This is a genomic window from Pseudomonas avellanae BPIC 631 (assembly GCF_000444135.1).
Classification (GTDB): domain Bacteria; phylum Pseudomonadota; class Gammaproteobacteria; order Pseudomonadales; family Pseudomonadaceae; genus Aquipseudomonas; species Aquipseudomonas avellanae.
In genome coordinates, this window is record NZ_ATDK01000369.1 from 1 (window position 1) to 10,110 (window position 10,110).

The 10,110-nt window shown below is 60.2% G+C and carries 4 protein-coding genes and 2 pseudogenes; 1 reads left to right on the forward strand and 5 read right to left on the reverse strand.

The window, feature by feature from the left end:
* The 5 genes and pseudogenes from DW49_RS0121975 to DW49_RS0121995 all read right to left on the reverse strand — a co-directional run.
* A pseudogene (locus DW49_RS0121975) lies at positions 1-693 on the reverse strand (vWA domain-containing protein); the annotation flags it as partial.
* A 26-nt stretch (positions 694-719) separates the two neighbouring features.
* Positions 720-1,751, reverse strand: coding sequence for a hypothetical protein (locus DW49_RS0121980; RefSeq protein ID WP_005617693.1), 1,032 nt, complete (start codon positions 1,749-1,751; stop codon positions 720-722).
* A 3-nt stretch (positions 1,752-1,754) separates the two neighbouring features.
* Positions 1,755-4,454 (reverse strand): putative virulence factor, encoded by a 2,700-nt coding sequence (locus DW49_RS0121985; protein ID WP_005617694.1) that lies wholly within the window; start codon positions 4,452-4,454, stop codon positions 1,755-1,757.
* Positions 4,451-7,589, reverse strand: a pseudogene (locus tag DW49_RS01000000128715) (virulence factor SrfB). Before DW49_RS01000000128715 ends, DW49_RS0121985 begins: the two are co-directional and overlap by 4 nt.
* 11 nt (positions 7,590-7,600) lie before the next feature.
* Positions 7,601-8,971, reverse strand: coding sequence for an SrfA family protein (locus tag DW49_RS0121995; RefSeq protein WP_005617695.1), 1,371 nt, complete (start codon positions 8,969-8,971; stop codon positions 7,601-7,603).
* A 334-nt stretch (positions 8,972-9,305) separates the two neighbouring features.
* Between DW49_RS0121995 and DW49_RS0122000 the strand changes: the two genes are divergently transcribed.
* A partial coding sequence (locus DW49_RS0122000) for a DUF2252 family protein (RefSeq protein WP_024421401.1) occupies positions 9,306-10,110 on the forward strand: 805 nt, incomplete at its 3' end.

Below are 10,110 nucleotides of genomic sequence, written 5' to 3' on the forward strand. Positions count from 1 at the left end.
TTCTGTGGCTACCAATGTGAAACGGGAACAGACCCTAGTGGCGTTTGCCGCTGTCTGGGCCGGGCTCTGGCCCTGACTCGCCCCGGACTGGGCCTGCTGCGCGGCTGCGACTGCGTCGGCCTTGCTCACCGACGCCACGTTGAGAATGCGAGTGCGAAAACCCGCTTCGGTCATGACTTCTTCGCCGCTCAGTACAGGCAGCAGATAAAACTGCTTTTGCATGTCGATGAAGTATTCCGGCTCCTGGGCCAGCACGCCAGGTGCCACCGTGCTTTGCTTGAGCTTGGCACGTAGCGGTGCGACGAGGCTTACCGGGTCGGGTGCGTCCAGAATGCTTTCAAGCGTTTTGCGCTCCTTGAAAAACATCAGCCGGTCGCGGTTGGCCGGGTTAGTGAATGCCAGGGTGAGCTGCATTTTCCAGTCGACGGTGCACGATGCTGGCAGCCAGCCGGAAGTTTTACCGAAACTGTCTGGCCCCACCTTGATCCACTCGGCATTGCCTGCATTGGCATGCTCGTAAACGTAGAAACGGCTGAACGGAGGCTGCTCGGCGCCGGAAGGGCCGCCAGCGGCAGCGCTCAGGTGGCAACCCGGCGTGGTCAGCACCCGCTGGAACAGGGTCTTCTTGCCTTCCTGCAGCAACGGTTTGTCGGCCGCCGAAGCCAGGCCGGCACCCAGGCACATGCAAGCCATGAGGGTCAGTGAAAAAGTGCGCACGGTCACGGCTTGAGCTCCTTCAGACGTTGCGCGGCTTCTGCGTTGTCTGCCTGATAGCCCAGAATGGTTTCGTACCAGTAAGCGGCAGTGGCATTGTCCGGCGCGGTGAAACAAGCGCTGGGTTGCAGGTATTTGGGGTCGTACTCACGCGCGTAAGCCTGGGCCACTTCGACATTGCCGGCCTGGGCGCGATTGGCGTAAAGCCGCTGAGCGACACCGCATTGCTTGTTGCTTTTGGCCAGACCGATGACATTCAACAGTGTTGCGCTGTCAGGGGCCTGCTTGATGCAGCCTTGTACGAAGCTCAACTCGTTTTCGGTGTTCAACGCTTCGACGCTGCAAGGCGCAGCGGGGGCTGCCGGAGGAGGTGCCACGTCGGCAGGGGCGGTTACAGCGGCAGTTGGCTCGGGGGCAGGCGGCTTCTTGAGCCAGAACCACAGCCCTGCGGCGATGATGGCGAGCAATGCCAGACCGATAATCAGCAGCAACACCGTACGGTTTTTGGCTTGGTGCAGCGGTGCTGGAGGTACGGGCTCGACAATCGGCTCCGGCAATGGCGGCTCGATGGTTTCAGGCTGCGCAACCGGGGCAGGTTCTGGCATCGGCTGCACGGTCGGTTGTGCCGGGGCGATGCTGACGGTAGTTTGCGCGGCACCGGGACCGGTGGCACTGCCCGCGCCGGACAGGGCCAGGCCCTCCATTAACATCATCGGGTTATCGTCTTCGGCGCTGCCGTCCGGGTTGCGCAGGCGAAAATTGAATACTCCGGTTGCCGAGTTCTGCAGAAGCGGGTCGACGATGTCCGGGCCTACTTCATGGCTGATCGAATCGCCTTGGGCGTCTTCCACAAAATGCTGGGCGAACCAGCAGGGCGCATTGGCCCATTGCTGGCTGTGTTGCAGGTAGTAATCGTCCTGGTTGCGCTGAATGGCAAATTCCAGATTACCTGCGTCATGCTCCCAGCCACGTACCTGGAGAAAGCCACGGCCGGGAACCGGGCTCGCCAGCGGTGAGAGTTTGATGGTGATGGACATGAATTATCTCGCTTTGAACGCCTGGATGACGCGGCCCATGGCCTCGTTCTGCTCAGGAGTGATTTCTTTGCCCTTGCGGTGGCCGACGTTTTTCTGGGTATGAATGGCAATGCCGGAAATCCAGTCATCGGCGAAAATCACGCTCTGGTCGTCGGCTTGCGCGGCGAGGTGCGGGAAGCGCCCTGGCATTTCCTTTTGATAAAAAGCAAACAGCGGTTGTTTGGCACCCAGCAGGCCCGTTGGCCGCTGCCCCGCCGGCTGGGCGGTGTGCCCGAACCAGGCGGCGAAGTCGTTGAGCAGCAATTGCGCGGTCAGCACCTGGCGCTGCACCAGGTTTTCTCTGCGCACACCGCTCTGGGCACGTTTGAGCAGCGCATTGCTGAGTTGCAATGGCAAGTCCAGGCGCTCGGCGCAGACCACCAGTTCCTTGACCAGCAGGGCGATGGCTTCTGCGGGCAGTTCCAGCAGGTCCAGCAAGTGCTGGCGACGACTGAGGTTGCGCAGGTGCGTTGCCCACAGATCGAAGGCTGCTCGGGCGAACCGGTGTTCATGGCTCTGGTATTGCGGCGCTACAGCCGGTGCTGCGGGTGTTTCCACCGTGGCAGTCGATGCGATGGCCTCGCCGAAGATGTCGTATTCCACTTCAGGCTTGCTGACGGCCTGTACCGCTGCCGTGGCGTCGCTGGCAGGGCTACCGAAATCACCGTTCAGGTAAAGGTCGCGCAACTGCTGTTCCGGCAACGACATGTAACCGAGCCGCTCGCCAAGTACATGCTTGCCGTGCGGCGTGGTCGCGAACGGGCGGGCAATCATGTTGGCGATAACCTTCTTCTTGGCCCGTTCGTCTTCGCCACCGGCTTCGTAGTACTCCTCCAGGCGCGGCAGTAACTGCACCATCAACTCGTCCAGTTGCTCGGCAATACGCTGTAACTTGAAGTCGATGTTGGCGATCGGGCTGAACGCCGCGCTGAAACGGGTCATGCCGCCGTCGTTCAGCGTCAGCATTGCCTGCCAGGCGTCTTGCGGTTCTGCCACATGGCGTTTGACCAGCTCACTGTTGCTGAACGCTTGTTGCAGTGCCTGTAACGCAGTGTGCGATGAGTCGCTGTAAGCGCGTTCTTCACCGTCCGCCGCCAGCTCGATGAAGCTGGTCTTGAAGCGCGGCTTGCGCACCAGATAGGTGTTCTTGAAGGGCGTACTGCCCCATTGTTTCATCCAGTCTTCGTTGCCGAATCGCTCGATCATGGTCAGTTTGAGCATGTTGTCGCAGCCTTCAGGAAACTGCACGGTCTCGCCGTTGAGCGCGCCGCCGATAAAGCCGTCACACATGGTCAACGCCCAGATCAGCCCGCTGGCCCGTCCATCGCGCTGCTGGGGGCTGGTGCCTTGGGTCTTGTCGATCCAGCTCTTGAGCACCGGACCGACGCTCACCACTTCGCTCTGCTTGAAGGTGCTGGTGCACATCACCAGCGCGTTCATTTCCTGCTCGTTGGTGTAACGTTCAAACAAGTAAGCGACCTTGCCGCGCAGCAACAGCCTGGCGACCGGATTGTTGGCGGTACCATTGCTGTCGACTTCGCTGGCCTCGTTGATGCTCATCAGCTTCTGCCGGCTGCGATAGCCCGGGAAGTCGAGCAGATCGACGCTATTGACGATGGCGTTTGCCGGCTCGTTGTCCAGGCGGAAAATCAGCTCGTTGGTGAGCGCCGCCAGTTCGGCCCGATTCACCGACACGGCGGGGCGCAAGGTGCCTTCACTGGCAGGACGCACCTCGATGGCCGAGTCCGCGCTGCCGCCAAGACGGCTGAGAATGTCGACGTTGATGATGCTGTTGCTTTGTACCAGTTGCCCGTCGCGCTCGGTGACCAGCGCGCTGATCGGCGCAAAAACTGTCTCTGCCAGACCCAGACGGTGCAGGGCAGAGGCGAGTTGTTCGTAGGTTTCGGTCATTTTGCCGATGCCGCCCCACAGTGGCTCGAACAACTGAGCGCGTTCGCGTACTGACAAGCGCGGCGCCAGTTTGACCACGCAAGGCCAATAACGGGCGTTCAGCGGGCGCATGGCGTTGGCGTAATGGTGCTCCAGGTAATCCCATAGCAGCACCACGTCGTCGCTGCTGACGCCGGGTGTCGGCGCGGCTGCCAATTGCCCCTCGAAACGCTGCAGAAGGGCATCGATCTGTGCGTCGGTGACTTGGCTGTTCAGGCGCTGATGATCGAAGTCCTCGAACCAGGCATTGGCCAGGATGATGGCGATCTCGACTTCGCCAAACAGACGCAGCTCCACCGGAAAGTGCGGGTCCAGGCTTGGCGCGGCCGTGCGGGTGAACCGCGTGACCAGACCGGTGGCCTCTTTACCGCCGCCCACCGGGTTCACGTGCTTGATGAAGTCCAGTTGCTGAGTACCCAGCCGGGTCAGCAACTGGCCTTTCTCGTCCGCCGCCAGGGCGGAAATCAGGTAGCTCTTGCCTGCCTGAGACAAGCCGAAAAAACCGATACCCATGGGCGTCGTCGAGACCCGCCCAAGGCTGCGGGACAGGTTGCGCGCGCGGTGCAAGTCACGGCTTAGGGCGTCGGCCTTGGTGGCGACTTCCTCGACCTTTCCGGCCACATCGGCGACCCAGTCCAGGGCCAGGCCAGCGCCGGTGTGAACGGATGTCCAGGCGTGGGCGAGTTGTATCTGTCTGGTGGTCAGAGTAGTCATTTCGGACTCACGCTCCCGCTGTCGAGCCAATAGTTGGAAGCACCACCTTCGGCGCTCAACATGGTGTAGAGCTGTAGTTTCACGTCCTTGCGATCGAAGGACTCACCGGTGTTGCTCTCGATGTTGTCGTCGATCACCAGGGTTTCAGCGATGATTTCTGCATCGCCACGGTCGGCATCTGCACCATCGACGCGAAAACGCAGCAGCAGGCAGGCTTCCTTGCCGTCCTTGGTCGGTTTGCCGACCAGCTTTCGCGTGCCGCGCTCGGTGAGCTCGATCAGGTACAAAGGCGCCGCGACCCAGCGCTCGGCGTTGAGCTGTCGATAACCCAGGCGTGTTTTGCCCAGCACCCGCAACTGCGGACCATCGAGCTGCGGCTCGTGCAACTGAAGGAATTCGTTGCCTTGCGCGTCGCTTTTGATTACATCGCGATACAGCATGTCGTGGTCGATGACCAGGTTGTTTTCGTCCAGCTTGCCAATATGGCGCATGGTCGAATACGGCTTGAGCCGGCCCACGCTGAAGTAGAAGTTCGACACCTTGCGCTGCTCGCTGAGCAGGCACAGCATCGCACCAACCGCTGCGGTGCTCTTGGGGTCGTCAATCTGCCCATTGCGGTGGAAGGGGTACCAGCCGCCGGTGCGATAACCGTTCATGGGCACGATGCGCCCCGGTGGCAGCGGCACTTTGCGGCGTATGTAAGCCTGCACGCCCGGCAGGCGTGAAGGGCGACCGGTCAGCAGCAATGCGTCACACGGATACTGGAAGACCACTTCACACAGCGCGTCGAGGATCTTGCTCAGGTTGATCTGGCCTTTGAGGAAGGCCTGGTGAATGGCTGGCAGATCGATACGCAGTACCACCTGACCCAGCTCGAAACCATCGCGACCGCCATCAATGCGTCGTACACCACCGGCCACGTACTCGCGAATACGGTCACTGATCGCCTCTTTTTCCAGCAAATCAGCAAAGCTGTAGTCGTGAACAGGGCTTGGCAATTCAGGGTCGTAGGTTTCGTAGTCCTTGAGCAGGCGCAGGCCCAGCGGCACGAACACTTGAAGGTTTAGCTGTTGGCGCAGGATGGCTTCCTGGGCGCTGGTGCTTTCGTCGCCGCAGAGTCGCGACAGCAGCGAGCGCGGCGATACCACGCCGAAGTCTTTGAGCGCCTGTTCCAGAGCAGGCAATACGAAACGCTGGATGATGTCCAGCAGGATGTCATCGCCGGCCACCTTGAAGCTGTCCCGGAAGCGCTGTTCAGGGATGATCGAAACGTTGCTGCCGCTCGCCTGTTCAGCGCCGCGCTCAAGCGAGTAATCAGTGATGACCAGGTCGGTAGTACCGCCGCCGATATCAATACTCGCCAGCGTGATGTGTTCGCGATTGGCCTTGTCCGGGCGTGCCAGCGTGTCGAAGAATTCTTGTGCGTGACCGGCAAAGTTCTCGCGAATTTCGGTGTACAGGTAAACGAGCTGACCGCACGTGGCTTCATCCCACTCCACTTTTATGCGCGGCAACGGCACACGAGGCGCAGGCACGGGCGAATTCAGCCCCTTGGCCTTGCTCGGGTCGAGGTCGCCTTCGTGCCAGCCCATGCATTTCCAGACCAGCGCCAGCGCCTGAAGCAGTCGGTCGTTGAGCAGGCTGCGTTCTACCTGCGGCATCCCCGGCGGTACGGTCAGGATGATGCTGGACAACTGGCGAGGCCGCTGAGTGTGTCCCATGCGGGTGCGTTGCGCCGGGCTGTTGATTTGCAACAGCGCTTGCGTCAGCACCTCGGCGAGCATGAAGGTCATCAGCGAGCTGCGCGAGTATTGCGGTGAGAACGCAGGCAGGCAGGCGGTCGTCTTCATTCTTGAGCTTGTAGAACGCCTGACCGAGCTTGGTGATCTTGTGCGAGAACGGCGCGGCGGTCGCTTTGGGTTCGCTGTCGGTCTGCACGTAGGAATTGTTGAAGCGCCAGCCATGGGTGTAGGCGTTTTCGTCCCACAGGTAGCGTTTGGGGCTCGACAGGCCTGTAGAACCCTCAGTACCACGCCGACGGCCAGACAAACGCCCGGCTTCGACACCGACCCGCGCAATGGTCGGCCACTGAAACGCATCATGCCGGCCACTCTGGACCGAGAAGTTTTCCTTGCCGAACGATGCTTGGGCAAACTCCACGCGGCTTTCGAACGGCTGGCTGTACACCCGTTCCGGATTGACCAGATCGCGAATCTGCAGGATGTAGTTGTGCTTCATCCCGTCGCCGGACTGCCCGTGGTTCTCGATCAGAATGCCGCAGGTACGCGAGTTGCCCACATCCAGCACCAGGTCCACCTTGATAGGCAGATCAATCGAGTCTGCGCCATTGGCGGCAAGCTTGATGTCCGGGACGACAACGCGTGCAGGTTCGCTGCTGCGCTGCTCGGGAATAGGCTTGGCCATGAGGCTCAGCAGGTTGAGGTAGTGACCAATGTGGCGCTGCTCGACCAGCTCTTCTTCAACGTCTTCGCTGGGACGATGCCGGTTGCCTTCGCGGTAGATCTCCGCCAGCCAGTCCTGCACCCATTTCTGGTCCAGAAACCAGCGGCTCTGGCGCGCGTGGCACGCCAGGCGAAAGGACGAACCGGCATTGATGTCGTCCCGGGTCGGTGCGAGGTATTGCATGCCGGTCGCCGACGCCATCGCGCGCGTGTCGAATGCCAGTGTCAGGCGGTGGGTGTTGCCATCGACATCAGGCTGTTCGAGCTCGATCAGACGAACCCGCGCCCAGTTGGTAGGGCCTTCGTCGTAACGCTCTGGCGGTAAAAAACGAAACACCGGCGCGGGCAACCACAAACCATCCAGCAGCTTGAAACTGGACTGCATACCCAGCGTGAGGTCTTCGTCGTCGACTTCGCTGACCAAGCGTTCCTGAGCCTGCGATTGCGCCAGACGCTCACCGGACTGGTTGGCGGTGCCCACCGGCCCGAAGTGGAAATACTGCTTGGTTTCCTGGTTCTGCAGCAGACGCGCAATGAGCGTATTGCCCATTTTCGCAAAACGTCCGGCAGGCTCGTTACGCAGATCCAGTTTGACGGCGAAGTCCAGGAACTGGATTCCGCTGTCATTGATCAGGTGAACGGTTTCTTCAAATTGCGTCAGTTCTGGCAGCATGGGTACAGCCTTTATTCGCGCCGCATGGACATGGGGAATTGGGTGTTGCCATAGTTGCCATTGCAGTCGGCGATGCTCTGGGCACCCGGTTTGCAGGACACCTGAGGCATGTCGTAGCCGCTACCGTCGGTGCAGTCAGCCTGTGCCTGACTGTTCAACGCCAGGTTGCCGCCGTTCATGGCTGCGTTGATCGCGCCGGAACAGGACACGCCGTCCGGGCGTCGGATGGTGACCTTGCCCTGGCCTTTTTCGAACGCATACTCAAGCCGTAACGGCCTGGAAGTCTTGGCGTCCATGATCCCGGCACCGGCGCGGTAATTACCGTTCAGAAACTCGGCCGGTCCTTCTGCAGCGCCAGGCGGAATGCTCAACGGCGCGCCGGGGGCACTGGCCTGGGCAGGTTCGGCGCTGGGCACGGTTGGCTGTGGCGGCTCTTGCTTCTCTGGCTGCTCGGCAGGAACAGGCTCGCTGGCTTGCGGCTTCGGCTCGGGCACCGGCGCTACCGCAGGGGCTTCGACGGGCGCTTCGGAAGAAGGCTCGCCGGTGGCCACGCTCGCGGTAGAGGGCAATGGCGCAGCGCTGACCACGCTGCTTTCTATCGCCGGGTCTTTCAACTGAATGCTCTCTGTGGTGACCGGCGCAGTGGGCAACGTCACGTCCACAACAGGCAAGGTGACTGTTGGCAAACAGCCTCTCAGCAGACCGAACAGCAGCAGCGCCAGGATCAGCAGCAACGGCAAAAGCCACCAGAAACGCCGCCACCAGGGCCGAGCCGGCTTGGCAACAAACGGCAGCACTGCCGGAGCTTCCGGCACGGGCGTGGTTGGCAGAGGGGAGGGTACGGGCGTTGCTGCCCGGGGCGTCAGAAAGTAAAGCGGATCACGGTGCCGATCACCTTCATTCTGCACAAAGCCCCAAAACGTCAGAATGGGCTGGCTGTAACGCTCGGCTACGCCTTCTGCGTTGGTGCGTGTGGCTTCGACCAGGTAAACGTAACTGTCAGCGGGAGCATGCGGAACCAGCCCCAACAGCTTGCCGAAAATAATCTGATCGCTCTGGCCGCCCTTGCTGCCGGCCTGCACCAGCGAAGCGCTCATTTCGGCGATAGCCGTCTTGAAATGGTTCAGCTGGGCTCTGGCAACGTCACGCTCGGCCTCAGTCGCCGAGCTCCAGGGCACTACATCACCTTGAATCGGGCTGTACCAGTCGATGACACTGCCTTGCTCGTTGCTTTTCGGCACGGCAAGGAAATTCGCCAGAGACGGCGATTTGCGGGTGAGGGCGGCAATCAGTTGCAACGCGGCCTTGTAGACAGGTTGCCCGGTTTCGCCTACAGCGATGAATTCATCGCTTTTGCCAGTACGAAGGAGCGCACCGTGCATACTAAACATTCCCTTGCAATTCAATCCGTTGGCTGACGGTTATACGTCGGCAGGCCGCCACATTAGTGGCAAATTGCCGTTTGTGTCAATTTTTATGTGGTGGGTGGGTTGACGTTTTTGGGAGTATCGCTTGGGTGGATCTATAGTTGGATTGCTCGTATCAGCCTGTTTACCAGTGCATTTGAACGGTAGCCAAATGCACTGGTTTTGAAATGAAGTTGCCAGTCGAGAGCGTCTTAAGCAATGAAAACAGGGAGCTCATCAAATTTGAAATATCTTGAAACATTCATGCAACCTCGCGAGTCAATGAAGTAACTTTCTTCAAGGTTTTCCAATGAAAACGCCTCGACCCAACGCACGCCTCAAAACCCTGACCAACCTGCGCAATCTGAAGATGGCGCGATCAGCGCATGCGTTCGTTCGCGGCAATACCGCGCAGTTCTATGAGTGGCTTCACAGCCAGTCAGGCAGGCGTCTGCCCAGCGGCCCGCCGGTATGGATTTGCGGGGATTGTCATGCCGGCAATCTGGGGCCGACAGGGGATTCAAAAGGGCGCATAGACATGCACATACGCGACCTTGATCAAGCCGTGATCGGCAATCCTGCTCACGATCTGGTCAGGCTGGGGTTGTCGCTGGCAACGGCTGCTCGCGGCTCGGACCTGCCTGGGGTGACAACGGCACGTATGCTGGAAGAGATGATGCAAGGCTACGAGGAAGCTTTCATGGGCGACGGCGATGAAGAGCCTGACCGCCCGGTGCAGGTAAAAGCCGGCATGCGTAGCGCTGTACAGCGCACGTGGAAGCATCTTGCCAAGGAGCGCTTCGAGGACACTCAACCCAGCATTCCACTGGGCAAGCATTTCTGGGCACTCTCGCGTGCGGAGCGCGAAGCCATCAAAACGCTCTGCACGACGCCGGAAATTCATGCACTGGTGACATCGCTCAAAGGCAGATCCCATGATGACCATGTGCAGTTACTCGACTCTGCGTACTGGGTAAAGGGATGCAGCTCGCTGGGGCTGCTTCGCTACGCAGTGCTAAGGATCCTCCGATCAACTCACCGCGCCGTGGCCGATAGCCGGACTTTTCCTAAAATAAGCCGCTATTTGTTGAAAAATCGATCGATTAATCGCGCAT

Excerpts from the sequence above, each read along its gene's own strand:
- DW49_RS0121980 (WP_005617693.1), bottom strand. The coding sequence starts at position 1,751 with ATGTCCATCACCATCAAACTCTCACCGCTGGCGAGCCCGGTTCCCGGC.
- DW49_RS0121985 (WP_005617694.1), bottom strand. The coding sequence starts at position 4,454 with ATGACTACTCTGACCACCAGACAGATACAACTCGCCCACGCCTGGACA.
- DW49_RS0121995 (WP_005617695.1), bottom strand. The coding sequence starts at position 8,971 with ATGCACGGTGCGCTCCTTCGTACTGGCAAAAGCGATGAATTCATCGCT.